The organism is Ralstonia sp. A12, assembly GCF_000801955.1.
GTDB lineage: Bacteria > Pseudomonadota > Gammaproteobacteria > Burkholderiales > Burkholderiaceae > Ralstonia.
Genome location: NZ_JSZO01000003.1, coordinates 96040 through 111904 on the forward strand (window position 1 = coordinate 96040; position 15865 = coordinate 111904).

Genomic DNA, 15865 nt, shown 5'->3' on the forward strand with positions numbered 1-15865 from the left:
CCTTGTGATCGTCGAATCCTGTGAACCCGATATGCAATCAGCAGACAGCCGCGCGGCTTCCCGGAGGGAGCAACGTACGGCGGCGTCGGAGGTGCAGGGCTTGGTTCATAAGGCGCAAGAATAAGACGGATGCCAAGTCAAGTCAAAACGAAATTTCGACCCGGTTTGGATTTGTGCAACGGTTGGCCCGAGGGTCAACCCGCAGCTGGGTGCAGGTCCGCCTCCGAGGTGAACGAGTCGGCGAAGAACGCGTCCGGGTGCATCTGGCACTGGGCGGCAAAGTCCGCGCGGGCTGAGTTGATCACTACCGGCGCGCCACAAGCGTAGACCTCATGGTTCGACAGATCGGGGTGGTCGGCCATCACGGCTTGATGGACGAAGCCGGTGCGGCCGGCCCAGGCGTCTTCGGGCAGGGCGTTGGAGACGACCGGCACGTAGGTGAAGCCTGGAATCGTGCGCGCCCATTCTTCCGCCTTGGCGTGCATGTACAGGTCTTGCGGGCGGCGGCCGCCCCAGTACAGCGTCATCGGGCGCTTGCTGCCGATGAACTGCGCATGCTCGACGATGGCCTTGATGGGCGCGAAACCGGTGCCCGAGGCCAGCAGGATGATCGGCTTGTCGGATTCTTCACGCAGGAAGAAGCTGCCGAGCGGCCCTTCAAAGCGCAGGATGTCGCGCTCCTTCATGGCCGGCGCGCCTTCCTTGGCGCCGAAGACGTAATCGGTAAAGGCACCGCCCGGCATGTGGCGGATGTGCAGCTCGATCGGCCCCTCTTCGTGCGGCGGGTTGGCGATCGAGTAGCTGCGGCGCTTGCCGTCGCGGAGGATGAATTCCACGTACTGCCCGGCGAGAAATTGCATACGCTCGGTGGCAGGCAGTTGCAGCTTGACGATGGAGACGTCCGGCGCGGCTTTCTCCAGCGAGGCCACGCGGCACGGGATCTTCTTGATGGGCACATCGCCCGCGCCTTGCACTTCGCGCACTTCAATGGTGACGTCAGTCGCGGGCGTGGCGCAGCAGAACAGTGCGCGGCCTTCCGTGGCTTCCTGGGCGGAGAGCGCGTTGGCCGAGTGGTTGCCCTGGACGATGGAGCCTTCACGCACGTGGCCCTTGCACGAGCCACATGCACCGTTCTTGCAGCCATACGGCAGGCCGATGCCCTGGCGCAGCGCTGCTGCAAGGATGGTCTCGCCGTCTTCGGCCTGGAACTGGCGGCCGCTGGGCAGCACGTTGATCTGGTAAGCCATACTACAATCCGAATATGTTGAAAAGAGTGTCTGGTCGCCCGTCCGGTCGCACAAACGCGGCACATCCAATCATGACCCCGGCAAGAGCCCGGCCACCGAAATCCATGTCCCGCCTGGGGCTTCCACGCGTGCTCATTGTCGGCTGCGGCGATGTTGGCCAGCGTTGCCTGACGATGCTGCGCACGCGTTTTCGCGTCTTTGCCGTCACCTCACGCCAGGATGGCTGCGCACCGTTGCGCGAAGCCGGCGCCGTGCCGGTCCTAGCCAACCTGGACGATGCCGCATCGCTGCGCCGCTTGCGCGGCTTGAGCCCCCGCGTGCTGCACCTGGCGCCACCACCGTCCACTGGTGACGACGACCCGCGTACCGCCGCGCTGCTGCATGCACTGGCCCGTCCGGGCCAACTGCCCCAAGGCACAAAACAACGCATTTTACCCGACCGGGCGCGCCGGTTTGGTGGCTTGACGGGCCGCTTGAAAACCCGCCTCCAAGCGCGGTCGTTCGTGTACGCCAGCACCAGCGGTGTCTATGGTGATGCGGCCGGCGCGTGGGTCGACGAATCCCGCCCGGTCAACCCGACCACCGCACGCGCCCAGCGCCGTGTGGCGGCGGAGCGCCGGGTGCGCTGGTTTGGCGTGGGCGGCGGCTGGCGCACGTCGATTCTGCGCATTCCCGGCATTTATGCCGCCGACCGCCTGCCGGTGGCGCGTCTGCAACGTGGGACCCCTGCCTTGCGCGCAGAAGACGATGTCTACACCAATCACATCCATGCTGACGATCTGGCGCGCGCACTGATCGCGGCGTTAGTGCGCGGCCGTGCGCAGCGTGTCGTGCACGCCAGCGATGCCTCCGAGTTGCGCATGGGTGATTACTTCGATGCCGTGGCCGATGCGCGTGGCCTGCCGCGTCCGCCGCGCATTACACGCGCGGATGCCGTCCGGCAGATCGAGCCGTCGCTGCTGTCATTCATGAGCGAATCGCGGCGGCTGCGCAATGCACGCTTGACGCACGAACTGCGTGTGGCACTGCGCTATCCGACCGTGGCCGACTTCCTGCAAGCTGAGGCCTGACATGGCTGAGCCCGCGCCTGCACCAACGCCCGCACCGGTTTCGCCCACCGAGCGCAAGCGCATGGTGCGCGTTGCACTCGTGCTGGCGGGCTTGGCTGTGGGCGTGGTGTTGTGCTGGTTTGCCGCCAACATGGTGGCCGATGCAATGGGCGCGCGTGACGTGCAGCAGATGGTGGATGTGCGCCGCCAGTTGGCTGCGCAGGTGGCCGAGGGCATGTCGAACCAGATCACCGCCGACGTGGCGCTGCTGCGCGCCGTTCCGCAGACACTCGCGCAGATCGAAGCCATCCCGCGCGCCGTGGACCGCGTCGACACGCGGCGCTGGAACCTGATGGACCAGGGCTCGCGTGCGAAGGAGGCGCTGACCCATCCCGAGGTTGCAGACACCAGCGCGTTTCTGAACACCGCCGCCGGCGACCTCGGGCTGGACTACGTGTGGGTCGTCAACCAGCGCGGCTACGTAGTGCTGGCCAGCAATGCGAGCCATGCTGAAACGTTCCTCGGCGTGCAGTCGGCCATGCAGCCGTACATGAAAGAGGCGATGCTGGGCGGACTGGGCGAGCAGTTCACCGTGGGCATGGTGACTGCCGTGCCGGGCCTGTTCTTCGCGGCACCGGTGTATGACGACGCGGGTTATCTCGTGGCGGCGATGGCCACCAAGGTGAGCCTCACGCGCCTGCAGCACTGGGTGTCGCATCCGACCTCGCTGCTGACCGATCCGAACGGGCTCATCATTTTGTCGACCGATGCATCGCTGGTGGGCAAGATCCTGCCGGACTCGCGCCTGCAGCACATGAGCGCCAGCGAGCGCTACAACGCGTATCAGCGTGTCGATTTCGACGCGTGGCCTTATCGATCGATGGCGCAGGCGCATCGTGACGTGCCCAACTGGGTGCCGGCGGAGGTACGCAATGCGCTGACCTGGCGCGATGGCGTTGCCACGCCGTCGCTGACCGTCTCGCGCAACGCCAGCGCCGACCTTACGATCATGGTGGCCGAGCCGCTGCTGGCGTGGTCTCAGCAGATGGCCAACCATGACCGCAACCGCGTGATCGGTTTCGTGCTGTTCGTGAGCGTGTTGCTGAGCTTCGTGCTGGTGGCGTGGTCATTGGTGCGCGAGCGGCAGCACCACCGCCTGACGCGTCACTTGAACCAGCGGCTGCAGCGCACCAACAGCGCGCTCGCCAATGAGGCGCATTTTGATCACCTGACCGGTGTGCTGACGCGGCGCCGCTTCCTTGCGCTGTTCGATACGGTGCTGACGCGGGCCCACAACCGAGGCGAGCCGCTCGTGCTGGTGTTGGCCGATCTGGACCATTTCAAACGCATCAACGACACGTGGGGCCACGCGGTGGGTGACATGGCGCTGCAGCGCTTTGCCTCACTGGCGACGGGTGTCCTGCGCAGCAGCGATCTTGTCGGCCGTCTCGGGGGCGAAGAGTTCGCCATCGTGATGGGCCGTACCACGCTGGAGGAGGCCACCGAGGTGGCCGAACGCCTGCGTACTGCCGTGGCCGAGCCCGACGAGAACTTCCCTACCGGCCTGACCATGACCGTCAGCATGGGCATGACGAGCCACCGTGCCAGCGACACCGCATCGGAGATGCTCAAGCGTGCCGATTTGGCGCTGTACCGCGCCAAGGAAAGCGGTCGCAACCGGCACGTTGCAGGTTAAGACGGCGTAACACAACGCGGCGGGCAGCTTCCTATACTCGGCCGACGCGCCAGATGGCGCTTGTCGATCGTGCCTGGGAGAAAATCTTGTCGAATCGTCTGTCCGTACTGGCGGTGCTGCCGCTGTTGGGTGCCACCGCGCTGGCGCATGCCGCCGATATCAAAGGGTCCAAGGACCACCCGGCGCTGGGGCGCTTTGCCGGCGCGACGATCGCCGCCTACAAGGTGACGAGTTTCGACGAGGCCATCTTGCCCAACGCCCCCATCGAGGATGACCACAACCCGAAGGTGCTCAAGACCGAGGGCAAGATCACCTACATCAGCTACCGCATTCCTGGCGACAAGAGCGCGCTGGAGATTACGCGCAACTACGAGCAGGCATTGGCCAAATCGGAGTTCAAGGTGCTGTTCCAGTGCGCGAATGACGCTTGCGGCAACCGCTTTGCCGGCTACGTGCACAACATGAACAAGGTCGCCCCAACCGGGTTTGGCGATGCATCGTTCGGCCCGCCGCACCGGGCGATTCTGGCGCAGCGTACCAACGCGCAGGGCACGACCACGGTGTTCCTGCATGTGATGGAAGCCAGCACCTCGGGCAACGGCGGTGCGTATGTCTACGAACAGGTGGTTGACGGGCAGGCTATGCAGACGGGGCAGGTGCAATTGCTGGATGCACCAGCCTTGCAGAAGGCTCTGCAGAGCGACGGCAAGGTTGCGTTGTACGGCGTCTACTTCGACACCGACAAGGCAACGCTCAAGCCGGAGTCGAAAGCGCAGCTCGACCAGATGGCGCAGTTGCTGAAGACGGCGCCCGCGCTCAAGGTGTTCATCGTCGGGCACACCGACAACCAGGGGCAGTTTGCGCGCAACCAGGAGCTGTCGCAGCAGCGTGCGGATGCAGTGGCGAAGGCGCTGTCGTCGCAGTATGGGATTGCGGCGGGGCGGCTGTCGGGCAAGGGTGTGGCGTCGCTGGCGCCTATCGCCAGCAACGATGCCGAGCCCGGACGCGCCAAGAACCGCCGCGTCGAACTCGTTCTGCAGTAAGCGTGTTAGCGCGGCGCCCGGCCAGCGCGCCGGCGCCGCAGCTCCAGATGCGCGCGCGTGCCCGACAGCGGCACACGGCGGAAGCGCTCACGGCGCTGTTCCTCGTCAAAGAACGCCAGCGATGGTTTGACCAGGTCGCTGCGCGACACGATGCCCACCAGCTTGCGCGATTGCGAGTCGGTCACCACGGGCAACCGCTCCAGGCCATGCACGGCCAAGCGCGTGGCGACGATGCGGCAGGTTTCATCGGGCAGTGCCATCACGGGGGCGTTGGCGCCGAACAGTTCGGCAATCGTGGTGGCGCCGCGTTTCTGGCCGGCCAGCAGGGCATCTCGGTCGAGCGTGCCGACCAGCGCGCCGTCGTGCACGACAGGAAATGCGCGATGTGCCTGCGTTGCGCCAAAGCGCGCGGTCAGCACGTCCGTGATGGACGCCGTTGCCTCAATGGTTTGCACCGACTGTGTCATCACCTCGCCCACGGCGTGGCGCTCGAGCGGGTCGACGGCGTACTCCCGGTAGATATGGAAGCCGCGGCGCGCGATCTTCTCGGTCATGATCGAGCGCGGCATGGTCAGCACGACAAAGCCGTAGGACACCGCCACCGCCAGCAGGATCGGTAGCAAGGCGTTGACGTCGTGCGTGAGCCCGAAAGCGAACACGATGGCCGTAAGCGGGGCGCCCAGCACACCAGCCAGCATGGCGGCCATGCACACCAGTGGCCACAGGCCCGGATCACCGCCCGGCAGCACGGGGCCGATCAGCACACCCAGTCCCGCACCCATCATCAGCAGCGGGGCGAGCACACCGCCCGAGGTGCCCGAGCCCAGCGCGATCACCCAGATGATGGCCTTGACCACCAGCAGCGCCAGCGCCACGCGAATGGCCAGATGGTTGTGCAGCAGGTCACCAATGACGTCGTAGCCGACACCCAGCGCGCGCGGCTCGAAGTACCCGCCAATGCCGACGGCCAGCCCGCCGATGGCCGGCCACCACATCCAGTGGATCGGCAAGCGGCCGAACAGGTCTTCCGTTTTGTACAGCGCCATCGACAGCGAACGGGCCAGCGCACCGCACAGCACGCCCGCGACCACGCACGAGCCCAGTGCCGGCAAGGTCGCCGGAGCTGTCTCCAGCGGGAAGAGGGGGCCCGGCTCCAGCACCAGCACGCGTAGGAAACCCGCCACTGCGCATGCCACCGCCACCGGCAGCATGCTGCGCGGGCGCCATTCGAACAGTAGCAGTTCCACCGCCAGCAGCAACGCGGCCACCGGCGTGCCGAACACGGCCGTCATGCCCGCAGTGGCACCGGCCACCAGCAGCGTCTTGCGCTCGGCAGCGGTTAGCTTGAAGAATTGCGCGAACAGCGAGCCCAGCGCGCCGCCGGTCATGATGATCGGGCCTTCCGCACCGAACGGCCCGCCGCTACCGATCACGATGCCCGACGACAGCGGCTTGAGCACCGCCACCTTGGGCGACATCTTGCTCTTGCCGAACAGGATGGCCTCGATGGCCTCGGGAATGCCGTGGCCACGGATCTTTTCTGAGCCGAAGCGCGCCATCAGCCCAACGATCAGTCCGCCGATGACCGGCACCACGATCACCCATAGCCCCAGCGTGTTGGCCGCCGGTGAATGATCCGCCAGCGACAGCGTCTGGAAGAAGAACAGGTTGGTGAAGAAGCGGATCAGGTTGAGCAACGCCACCGCCGCCAGCGTAGCGAAGGCGGCAATGACGACTGCCAGCGTGGTGGTGCGAAAGAGCGTCGTGTCGGTCGCGAAATCGCGCCGATGGTCGATGGTGTGCATGACGTTACTGCTCGGCGGGTTGTTCAGTGTGGGGAATCTTGAAGGCGCGGCTGAAGGTGGACAGCTCGCTCTGGTGCAGCGCCGCCAGCAGCGCGACCAGGTGGTCGCCCTTCTTGCTGAGGTGAACTTCCACCTGACGGGCGTCGGCTTCGCTCGGGCGGCGTTCGACCAGGCCCGCTTCTTCACAGCGGGTGACCAGCGCCACCGTGCCGTGCGGCGAAGCCTGCAGGCGTTCAGCCAGCTCGCCCACGGTCGCCCATTCGCGCCCGGCATAGCCCTTGATGTGCAGCAACAACTGGTATTGCAGCGGCGTGATCCCTTCGGACTGGATCAGGTCTTCGGACGCACGCAGGAAGCGGCGCAGGTGATAGCGGAAATCGGACAGCGTCTCGAAATCCTGTTTGGACAGTGGGCGTGGGGCGGAGGACGACATGGTATGGCGGTACGTTTCGGGCGAAATATATCACAACGTGACATATATGAAAGAAGTGATCGATGGCCGAATTGCAACGCGCTGATCAAGGCGATGCCACTTGCCGTGGCTGCCGGCGGCCCTGGATTGTTGATTAGGAATCAAGAGTCTTTCTTGTCAAACCGGGTTTATGCGCAAAGGTAAAGCAAGCACACTGCGCTCCATTCCCGCTGCGCTGAACGGTCATGCCGTTAGCGCGGTGGCATCAGGAGATCACCAACATGCACGCATCGACCCGCCCACCGCTTTTGCCACCATTTGCCGGCAAGACGTTCGAAGTCCGTTACGACGGCCTCACCGCCACCAACGCGTATGCCGAGGACGGCATCCACATGCGTTACGAGATCACCGAAGGGCCGTTTGCCGGCGCCCGCGGCGAGGTCGCCTATACGTGGCAGCCGGTGGCCGACGGCATCTACGCGATCTCATGGCAGGAGGCCGATCGCTCGACGGTGGTCCACATCGACGATTTTGGCGCGGGCACCTCGCGCTCGTTCTTTACGACAGCGTCACTGGAGCTGCACCGCCTGGAAGGCAGCCTGCGCGCGCGCTGAACCGGTCACGATCATGTCCACTTCACTCGACAAACTGGCACACGGCGGCTTCAGCATCGGTATCGAGCTGCCGCTCGACAACGATTGGTCCCCCGCGGGCGAAGCCAAACGCCAGCAGGATGGACGCCGCCCCGGCGTGCCCGACATGGAACACCACGCAACCCTCGTGCAACTGGCGGATACACTCGGCTTCCGTGCCCTGTGGGTGCGGGACGTGCCGGTGTACGACCCCACGTTTGGCGATGCTGCGCAGGTGTTCGAGGCGTTCTCGTATCTCGGCTACCTCGCCGGTATCACCCGCGACATCCTGCTCGGTACGGCGGCTGTCGTGCTGCCGCTGCGTGAGCCACTGCTGACGCTGAAGTCCGCTGCGACGGTGCAAGCACTCAGCCAAGGCCGTCTGTTGCTGGGCGTGGCAAGCGGTGATCGGCCGGTGGAATATCCGCTGTTCAACCGCGACTTCGAATCGCGCGGCGCACGCTTCCGCGACCAGATCGCGATGCTGCGCGATGGCGCCCGAGGCAACCTGCCGGCCGGCGTGGAAGTCCTGCCGGCCCTGCGCACGCCGCTGCCGTTGCTGGTCGCGGGCCTTGCGCAGCAGACACCGACCTGGATCGGCTCGCACATGGATGGCTGCCTTGCCTATCCGGGCACGCCGGCAGACCACGCGCAGCGCACCGCCGCGTGGCGTGCCGTGGCTGGTGACAAGCCGTACGTGAGCTTCATCCACCTCGACCTTGCCGACGATCCGCACGCGCCGCTGGAGCGCCATCGCTTTGGCGCGCGCGCTGGCCGCATCGCCCTGGCTGAAGAACTGGCGGCGATGCGCGAAGCGGGTGTGCAGCATATCGGGCTGCATTTCCGCCGTAATCGTCGCCCGCTTGCTGAAACGTTTGCGGAAATCGCAGCAGAAGTTCTGCCGATCTTCCATCCCCCTGTACTGGAGCACGCAGCATGAACCCCACCACCCCTTCCACCGAGCAGACACGCAGCGGCGCAACGCTGCCGCTGCTCGCGCTTGCCGCTGGTGCCTTTGGCATCGGCACCACCGAGTTCTCGCCGATGGGCCTGTTGCCGGTGATTGCCGACGGCGTGCATGTGTCGATTCCCCAGGCCGGCATGCTGATCAGCGCCTATGCCATCGGTGTGATGGTCGGTGCGCCGATCATGACGCTGCTGCTCGCGCGCTGGCCCCGCCGCAAGGCGCTGATCGCGCTCATGAGCATCTTCACGATCGGCAACCTGCTGTCGGCGGTTGCCCCTGACTACACGACGCTGCTGCTTGCGCGGCTCGTCACCAGCCTCAACCACGGTGCGTTCTTCGGGCTGGGTTCGGTGGTGGCGGCAAGCCTCGTGCCGCGCGAGAAGCAGGCGAGTGCAGTGGCGACCATGTTCATGGGGCTGACGATCGCCAACGTGGGCGGCGTACCGGCCGCCACCTGGCTCGGCCAGATGATCGGCTGGCGCATGTCGTTTGCCGCCACGGCCAGCCTGGGCCTGATCGCCATCGCGGGCTTGTTTGCCGCGTTGCCCAAGGGCGAGGCCGGCAAGATGCCCAACCTGCGGGCCGAACTCGCCGTGCTGACACGACCTGTCGTGCTCGGTGCGCTCGCTACCACGGTGCTCGGTGCCGGTGCCATGTTCACGCTCTATACGTACGTCGCCCCGACGCTTGCACAACTGACCGGTGCCTCACCCGCGTTCGTGACGGCGATGCTGGTGCTGATCGGCATCGGCTTCTCGATCGGCAACATCGCCGGTGGCCGCCTGGCGGACCGCTCGCTGGACGGCAGCCTGATCGGTTTCCTGCTGCTGCTGATCGTGACGATGCTCGCCTTCCCCATGCTTGCCAAGACGCATGCGGGTGCAGCGATAGCGCTGCTGGTGTGGGGCATTGCCACCTTCGCCGTCGTGCCGCCGCTGCAGATGCGCGTGATGCGCGCCGCAGCCGAGGCGCCTGGGCTGGCCTCATCGGTCAACGTTGGCGCGTTTAACCTCGGCAATGCGCTGGGCGCGGCAGCCGGCGGTGCGGCCATCTCCGCAGGTTTCGGTTACGCGGCTGTGCCGATTGTCGGTGCGGTGATTGCAGCGGCAGGCCTGGCGCTTGTCGGCTTGCAGGTCGCACAGCGCCGGACGCGCGTGGCCCTGAACCCGTAATTTGATTCAACCCTTTCCATCCTCGATCCCCCTCCATTGGAGAACATGATGAGCAAGATTCCCGCTTTCGGCCTCGGCACCTTCCGCCTGCAGGGCGAGGTTGTCATCGACTCGGTCCGCAATGGCCTCGAACTTGGTTACCGTGCGGTCGACACCGCGCAGATCTACGGCAATGAAGCCGACGTGGGCACGGCGATTGCCGGCTCGGGCGTCCGCCGTGAAGACCTGTTCCTGACCACCAAGATCTGGGTCGACAACTACGCAAAGGGCAAGCTCGTGCCGAGCCTCGAAGACAGCCTCGCCAAGCTGCACACGGACTACGTCGACCTGACGCTGATCCACTGGCCAGCCCCCGGCAACGGTGTGTCGCTCGACGAATTCATGACCGCGCTGGCCGACGCCAAGGCCAAGGGGCTGACCCGGCAGATCGGCGTCTCGAACTTCAACATCGACCTGACGCAGCAGGCGATTGCCGCTGTCGGCAAAGACGCCATTGCCACCAACCAGATCGAGCTGAGCCCGTATCTGCAGAACCGCAAGCTGGTGGATTTCATGCAGCGCGAAGGCATTCACGTCACGTCGTACATGACGCTGGCCTACGGCAAGGTGCTGGGCGATCCGGTGATCGGCGCGATTGCGCAGCGGCATCACGCGACACCGGCGCAGGTTGTGCTCGCGTGGGCGATGCAGCTCGGCTACTCGGTGATCCCGTCGTCGACCAAGCGCGAGAACCTCGCCAGCAACCTGCGTGCACAAACGCTGCGTCTGACGGCCGACGACATGGCGCAGATTGCCGCGCTTGAGCGCAACGGTCGAGAAGTCTCGCCGGATGGTCTGGCGGGGCAGTGGGACTGAACCTCGCCGCGCTGAGGTAGCAAAAAAAGGCCGAGCAATAGCTTGGCCTTTTCTTTTGTCCAGGACCCCTAGAGATGTTCCTAGGGTAACTGGCCAGACTTCCGGGTAGGGGAGTCTGCTGCTTCGCTTGTGGTGGGCGCGTCCGCAACGGGCAACGCACGGCCGCAGCACGGACATTGCGGCGCATCAGGGTCGGTCAAAGGTTCGGCCGGTTGTTGGGGGCGGTAGCGTTCCAGCGCTGTCGCCACGAGTTCGGCACCCATGATGCCGGTCGGGAACGCGATGATGCCGTAGCCGAGCAGGATCGCGCACGACGTGATCAGCCGGCCCAGCGGCGTTTGCGGCGTGAGGTCGCCGTAGCCGGTGGTGCTCATCGTGACCGCCGCCCAGTACACGCCCACGGGAATGCTCGTGATGCCGTTCTCCGGCCCTTCCACCAGGTAGATCACCGTGCCCAGGATGACGGTGAGCACGAACATGCCGCCGATGAAGACGAAGATCTTGCGGCGTGCACGGGTGAGGGCGCGCATCAGCGCCTGCCCTTCTTCCTGATAGATCGACAACCCGAGAATGCGGAACACGCGCAGCAGCCGCAGCAGGCGCACGTCAATCAGCGCGTGCAGGCTGGGGAAGAAGAACGCGAGATAGGTCGGCAGTACGGAGACGAGATCCACGATGCCGAAGAAGCTGCGCGCATAGGCGATGGGCTTGGGCGCCGTGAGCAGGCGGAACAGATATTCGGCCGTAAACAGCAGCGTGAATGCCCATTCGGTGATGTACAGCGCCTCGCCGTACTGCGCATGCAGCTCCTTCACGCTGTCGGCCATGACGACGAGCACGCTCGCCACGATCAGCCCCAGCACCACGATATCGAGGTTGCGCTGGAACCGCGCCGGGCTGACGGCATCGCTGGCGGCGTGGCGCACGATGCTCACGAGTTTTCGGATCGATGTCTTCATGCGCCCGAGTCTAGGAGGCGCGGTTATCGAATCCTATGGGACCTGTCCGATTCGGGTGCACGCGCGCATCGGACTGCGCCCACATCACGGGTTGAAGTGACCTTGCACCATGTCCTTGAGGCGCGCGGCGGTGATCTCACCCATGTGCGAGTCGACCAGCTTGCCCTGCGCATCGAAGAACAGCGTGGTCGGTAGCCCGCGCGAGCCGAAGGTCTGCATGGCTTCCGAGAGCGGGTCCAGCAGCACGTGGTTGAACGTCAGCCCTTGCTGTGCGAGGAACTGTTGCACTGTGGGTGCCTGCTCGCCCTGATTGACCATCAGGAAGACAACGCTGGGGTAGTCGGATTGCGCCTGGGCGAGGATCGGCATCTCGCGCCGGCAGGGCGGGCACCAAGTGGCCCACAGGTTCAGGACCACGGGTTTGCCGATGGGTTTGTCAAACGATACGGCGGCGCCGTCCATGCCTTCGAGTTGCAATGCGGACAGCGACGGCGTAGCACGTTGTAGCGTCGCCAAGGTGCCCTGTGCTGCCGCCCACGCCAGCATGCCAGCGGCAACGCCCATCAAGACCGGCCGGCGTAGTGCGCGCGCCTGGCGCGATTTCCAGAGCACGAACGCAACGGCGGCCGGCAGCCCGATCCACCAGTCGAAACCGCCGTCACCGATCGCGATGATGGACCTGGGCGCAGCAAGATACTCCGGCCACCAGCGCGCGACATAGCCGATGCGCGCAGCAATCAGGCCGACAAACAGTGCGTCCAGCAACAGGTTGGCTGCCGTCTTGGGTGACGCGTCTGGCTTGGTGCGCTGCATCGATCGCGCAACGAGCCACGCGATCAGGGCTGCCAGCGCCACGACAATCACGCGTACCGAGATTGGGCCAACACTCATCATGGGGAACCTGCAGTCAAGGTAGGAACGAGACGCTAGACAGCCACCGCTACGGGGAGTTCGGCGGGAGGCGCCCAGAAAGAAAAAGCCGCTCCGGAGAGCGGCTTCGGCAGCGATGGGCACGCGGCCCGCCGCAACATCAGTCGTCCAGCAGCGATAGGTCGCGCACGGCGCCCTTGTCGGCCGACATGACCAGCTTGGCATACGCCTTGAGCGCAGCCGACACCTTGCGCGGACGCGCCTTTGCCGGCTTCCAACCCTTGGCGTTCTGCTCTTCGCGGCGACGCGCGAGTTCTTCATCCGAGACCAGCACGTTGATCGTGCGGTTGGGGATGTCGATACGGATCTTGTCGCCATCGCGCACGAGGCCAATCGCGCCGCCCGCAGCCGCTTCCGGCGAGCAGTGACCGATCGACAGGCCCGAGGTGCCGCCCGAGAAGCGGCCGTCCGTCAGCAGCGCACAGGCTTTGCCCAGACCCTTGGATTTGATGTAGCTCGTCGGATACAGCATCTCCTGCATGCCGGGGCCGCCCTTGGGGCCTTCATAGCGCACGATCACCACGTCGCCGGCCTTGACCTTGTCGGCGAGGATGTTCTCGACCGCTTCATCCTGCGACTCGGTCACGTGCGCCGTGCCTTCGAACACGAGGATGCTGTCGTCCACGCCGGCGGTCTTCACCACGCAGCCGTCGAGCGCGATGTTGCCCGTCAGCACGGCCAGGCCGCCTTCCTTCGAGAACGCGTGCTCGTTTGAGCGGATGCAGCCCTCAGCGCGGTCCAGGTCCAGGCTCGGCCAGCGCGTGCTTTGGCTGAATGCCACTTGCGTCGGAATGCCTGCGGGGCCAGCGCGGTAGAACGTCTGCACGGCTTCGTCCGACGTGCGGACGATGTCCCACTGGTCCAGCGCGTCCTTCATCGTGGGGGCGTGCACTGTGGGCGTGTCGGTGTGCAGCTTGCCGGCGCGGTCCAGCTCGCCCAGGATGGCCATGATGCCGCCCGCGCGGTGCACGTCTTCGATGTGGTACTTGTTCGTGTTCGGCGCGACCTTGCACAGCTGCGGCACGACGCGCGACAGGCGGTCGATGTCGGCCATCGTGAAGTCGATCTCGGCTTCCTGTGCGATGGCCAGCAGGTGCAGGATCGTGTTGGTCGAGCCGCCCATGGCGATGTCCAGCGTCATCGCGTTCTCGAACGCCTTGAAGCCGACCGAACGCGGCAGCACGCGCTCATCTTCCTGCTCGTAGTACTGGCGGGCCAGTTCAACGATGCGGTGGCCGGCGCGCTTGAAGAGCTGTTCGCGGTCTGCGTGCGTGGCCACCACGGTGCCGTTGCCCGGCAGCGAGAGGCCCAGTGCCTCGGTCAGGCAGTTCATCGAGTTGGCCGTGAACATTCCCGAGCACGAACCACACGTCGGGCAGGCCGAGCGTTCGACTTCCGCCACTTCTTCGTCGGAATACTTGGTGTCCGCGGCGATCACCATTGCGTCGATCAGATCGAGCTTCTTGACTTCGATGGTCTTGGTGACCGGGTTGGCCAGGCGTGTCTTGCCCGCTTCCATCGGGCCGCCCGACACGAAGACCACCGGGATGTTCAGGCGCATCGCGGCCATCAGCATGCCCGGGGTGATCTTGTCGCAGTTCGAGATGCAGACCATCGCATCCGCACAGTGTGCGTTGACCATGTATTCGACGGAGTCGGCAATGATCTCGCGGCTCGGCAGCGAATACAGCATGCCGTCGTGGCCCATCGCGATGCCGTCATCTACGGCGATGGTGTTGAATTCCTTGGCCACACCGCCCGCGGCTTCGATCTCGCGCGCAACGAGTTGGCCGAGATCCTTCAGGTGCACGTGGCCGGGCACGAACTGGGTGAACGAGTTGACCACCGCGATGATCGGCTTCTGGAAGTCTTCATCTTTCATGCCGGTGGCGCGCCACAGCGAGCGCGCACCTGCCATGTTGCGGCCGGCGGTGGAGGTTTTGGAACGGTATGCGGGCATTGTGGGTACTGAAGAAGGTCGATTGTGGGAGCGGGCCACGCGGATAAAGGCCCTCGCGCGCCCGTGCGAACAACCTCTTGAGCCACGCCCGGGGCAAAACGCGCATTATCCCACGCCGCGCGGTGCACGTTGTCCGGTGTCGTTGCGTTGGTTGCCGAGTATTGGAAGATGTCGCCTCTGCCGGAGCAGAAACGGCTTGGAATTGGGTGCTGGAGTTGAACCCGAGCGGCGCCTTGGACGGCTGATATTTGGCATCCACAACCGTATCGTTCCTTTCGCCGATGGCTTTGCCCAGCATGGCTTCCTAGCATTTTGATGAACGCCTGCACGCGTCGCTCGGCGGCTCAGCCGTGGTGGCGCCAGACGGTAGGCAGCCACATCATGAAAGGAGACAATCATGCTCGGACGTTGGATACTCGGAGCGCTTGTTTGCCTGGGCCTGATCGCCCCGGCTTCGAGCCCGGCACAGGGTGCGAGGCCCGCAGCCACCTCGCTCGAATTCATCCACGCGGAAGGCCAGTTTGCGATTCCCGTGCCGCTCTCTCCCGCTGTGCGAGCCGGCAACCTGATCTTCGTGTCGGGCATTCCGGCCTACGACAAGAATGGCAAGCTGGCCGTCAATGACTTTCCGACCCAGATGAAGCAGGTGATGGAGAGCATCACGGGCATTCTCAAGGCGGCAGGCGTCGGCTGGAATCGCGTCGTCAAGGTCAACGTCTACATCACGCGCCGCGAAGACTTCAAAGAGATGAACCGCATCTACGCCAGCTACTTCCCCGACGGGAAGTTTCCGGCCCGGACCACTGCCATCACGCCGTTGCCGAACCCCGACTTCATGCTTGAGATCGACTGCGTTGCGGTCCGGGAGTAGGGAGGCTTGGAGTGTTGGGGCGCCCTCATGCGCGCCCACGGGTGGCATTTGAGATTGACGGGGACGGACGCCCAGAAACAACAAACCCCGCTGGCTCAAGCTCTAGCGGGGTTCGACGGACTCGGTGGGATGAGTCAAAAGATGGTGCCCGAGGCCGGAATCGAACCGGCACGCCTTGCGGCGGGGGATTTTGAGTCCCCTGCGTCTACCAATTTCACCACTCGGGCAGGTACAACTGAGCCAATCATTATGCCAGAAGTCCGGCCA

Annotated in this window: 14 protein-coding genes and 1 tRNA gene; 8 read left to right on the forward strand and 7 right to left on the reverse strand. The window is 65.0% G+C overall.

All coding sequences use genetic code 11. The features are described 5' to 3' along the window. Positions 1-194: 194 nt before the first annotated feature. Positions 195-1247, reverse strand: a complete 1053-nt coding sequence (locus tag PI87_RS06985; RefSeq protein WP_039596990.1) for a CDP-6-deoxy-delta-3,4-glucoseen reductase — start codon at positions 1245-1247, stop codon at positions 195-197. Between the two features lie 71 nt (positions 1248-1318). Here PI87_RS06985 and PI87_RS06990 point away from each other — a divergent pair, with 71 nt between their 5' ends. The 3 genes from PI87_RS06990 to PI87_RS07000 all read left to right on the forward strand — a co-directional run bounded on the left by PI87_RS06990 (position 1319) and on the right by PI87_RS07000 (position 5035). Further along, entirely contained in the window at positions 1319-2317 is a 999-nt protein-coding gene (locus PI87_RS06990; RefSeq protein ID WP_039596991.1) for an NAD-dependent epimerase/dehydratase family protein, read from the forward strand. A 1-nt stretch (position 2318) separates the two neighbouring features. Further along, complete coding sequence (locus PI87_RS06995; RefSeq protein ID WP_039596992.1) at positions 2319-3992, forward strand: sensor domain-containing diguanylate cyclase; 1674 nt, start codon at positions 2319-2321, stop codon at positions 3990-3992. 86 nt (positions 3993-4078) lie between these two features. Then, positions 4079-5035, forward strand: a complete 957-nt coding sequence (locus PI87_RS07000; protein WP_232313953.1) for an OmpA family protein — start codon at positions 4079-4081, stop codon at positions 5033-5035. 5 nt (positions 5036-5040) lie between these two features. On the opposite strand, the gene PI87_RS07005 is transcribed toward PI87_RS07000, so the two are convergent. After that, a complete protein-coding gene (locus PI87_RS07005; protein WP_039596993.1) occupies positions 5041-6840 on the reverse strand; it encodes a chloride channel protein in 1800 nt (599 codons plus the stop codon). A gap of 4 nt (positions 6841-6844) precedes the next feature. Next, positions 6845-7273 (reverse strand): MarR family winged helix-turn-helix transcriptional regulator, encoded by a 429-nt coding sequence (locus tag PI87_RS07010; RefSeq protein WP_039596994.1) that lies wholly within the window; start codon positions 7271-7273, stop codon positions 6845-6847. A gap of 260 nt (positions 7274-7533) precedes the next feature. Between PI87_RS07010 and PI87_RS07015 the strand changes: the two genes are divergently transcribed. The 4 genes from PI87_RS07015 to dkgB are packed head-to-tail and all read left to right on the forward strand — an operon-like array spanning position 7534 to position 10878. Then, positions 7534-7866, forward strand: coding sequence for a MoaF-related domain-containing protein (locus PI87_RS07015; RefSeq protein WP_039596995.1), 333 nt, complete (start codon positions 7534-7536; stop codon positions 7864-7866). 13 nt (positions 7867-7879) lie between these two features. Then, the gene (locus tag PI87_RS07020; RefSeq protein ID WP_039596996.1) at positions 7880-8824 is read left to right on the forward strand and encodes a TIGR03571 family LLM class oxidoreductase; all 945 of its coding nucleotides are present in this window, start codon (positions 7880-7882) and stop codon (positions 8822-8824) included. Beyond that, on the forward strand, positions 8821-10023 hold the full coding sequence (locus PI87_RS07025) for an MFS transporter (RefSeq protein ID WP_039596997.1): 1203 nt from the start codon (positions 8821-8823) through the stop codon (positions 10021-10023). Before PI87_RS07020 ends, PI87_RS07025 begins: the two co-directional genes overlap by 4 nt. Before the next feature lie 48 nt (positions 10024-10071). Next, positions 10072-10878, forward strand: coding sequence for a 2,5-didehydrogluconate reductase DkgB (gene dkgB, locus PI87_RS07030; protein WP_039596998.1), 807 nt, complete (start codon positions 10072-10074; stop codon positions 10876-10878). 80 nt (positions 10879-10958) lie between these two features. On the opposite strand, the gene PI87_RS07035 is transcribed toward dkgB, so the two are convergent. The 3 genes from PI87_RS07035 to ilvD all read right to left on the reverse strand — a co-directional run bounded on the left by PI87_RS07035 (position 10959) and on the right by ilvD (position 14727). Next, positions 10959-11837 (reverse strand): ion transporter, encoded by an 879-nt coding sequence (locus PI87_RS07035; RefSeq protein WP_052321440.1) that lies wholly within the window; start codon positions 11835-11837, stop codon positions 10959-10961. Positions 11838-11921: 84 nt separating this feature from the next. Further along, positions 11922-12731, reverse strand: coding sequence for a TlpA disulfide reductase family protein (locus PI87_RS07040; protein WP_039597000.1), 810 nt, complete (start codon positions 12729-12731; stop codon positions 11922-11924). A 136-nt stretch (positions 12732-12867) separates the two neighbouring features. Next, a complete protein-coding gene (ilvD, locus tag PI87_RS07045) occupies positions 12868-14727 on the reverse strand; it encodes a dihydroxy-acid dehydratase (protein WP_039597001.1) in 1860 nt (619 codons plus the stop codon). A gap of 397 nt (positions 14728-15124) precedes the next feature. Here ilvD and PI87_RS07050 point away from each other — a divergent pair, with 397 nt between their 5' ends. Next, positions 15125-15598: a RidA family protein gene (locus tag PI87_RS07050; protein ID WP_052321441.1), complete on the forward strand. Its 474-nt coding sequence runs from the start codon at positions 15125-15127 to the stop codon at positions 15596-15598. A 142-nt stretch (positions 15599-15740) separates the two neighbouring features. On the opposite strand, the gene PI87_RS07055 is transcribed toward PI87_RS07050, so the two are convergent. Next, positions 15741-15825 (reverse strand) — tRNA-Leu (locus PI87_RS07055). Between the last annotated feature and the right edge of the window lie 40 nt (positions 15826-15865).

Bases quoted from the DNA above. Each gene is read 5' to 3' on its own strand.
- PI87_RS06995 (WP_039596992.1), top strand. From the start codon at position 2,319: ATGGCTGAGCCCGCGCCTGCACCAACGCCCGCACCGGTTTCGCCCACC.
- PI87_RS07050 (WP_052321441.1), top strand. From the start codon at position 15,125: ATGCTCGGACGTTGGATACTCGGAGCGCTTGTTTGCCTGGGCCTGATC.
- PI87_RS06990 (WP_039596991.1), top strand. From the start codon at position 1,319: ATGACCCCGGCAAGAGCCCGGCCACCGAAATCCATGTCCCGCCTGGGG.
- PI87_RS07035 (WP_052321440.1), bottom strand. From the start codon at position 11,837: ATGAAGACATCGATCCGAAAACTCGTGAGCATCGTGCGCCACGCCGCC.
- ilvD (WP_039597001.1), bottom strand. From the start codon at position 14,727: ATGCCCGCATACCGTTCCAAAACCTCCACCGCCGGCCGCAACATGGCA.
- PI87_RS07010 (WP_039596994.1), bottom strand. From the start codon at position 7,273: ATGTCGTCCTCCGCCCCACGCCCACTGTCCAAACAGGATTTCGAGACG.
- PI87_RS07025 (WP_039596997.1), top strand. From the start codon at position 8,821: ATGAACCCCACCACCCCTTCCACCGAGCAGACACGCAGCGGCGCAACG.
- PI87_RS06985 (WP_039596990.1), bottom strand. From the start codon at position 1,247: ATGGCTTACCAGATCAACGTGCTGCCCAGCGGCCGCCAGTTCCAGGCC.
- PI87_RS07040 (WP_039597000.1), bottom strand. From the start codon at position 12,731: ATGATGAGTGTTGGCCCAATCTCGGTACGCGTGATTGTCGTGGCGCTG.
- PI87_RS07020 (WP_039596996.1), top strand. From the start codon at position 7,880: ATGTCCACTTCACTCGACAAACTGGCACACGGCGGCTTCAGCATCGGT.
- dkgB (WP_039596998.1), top strand. From the start codon at position 10,072: ATGAGCAAGATTCCCGCTTTCGGCCTCGGCACCTTCCGCCTGCAGGGC.
- PI87_RS07005 (WP_039596993.1), bottom strand. From the start codon at position 6,840: ATGCACACCATCGACCATCGGCGCGATTTCGCGACCGACACGACGCTC.
- PI87_RS07015 (WP_039596995.1), top strand. From the start codon at position 7,534: ATGCACGCATCGACCCGCCCACCGCTTTTGCCACCATTTGCCGGCAAG.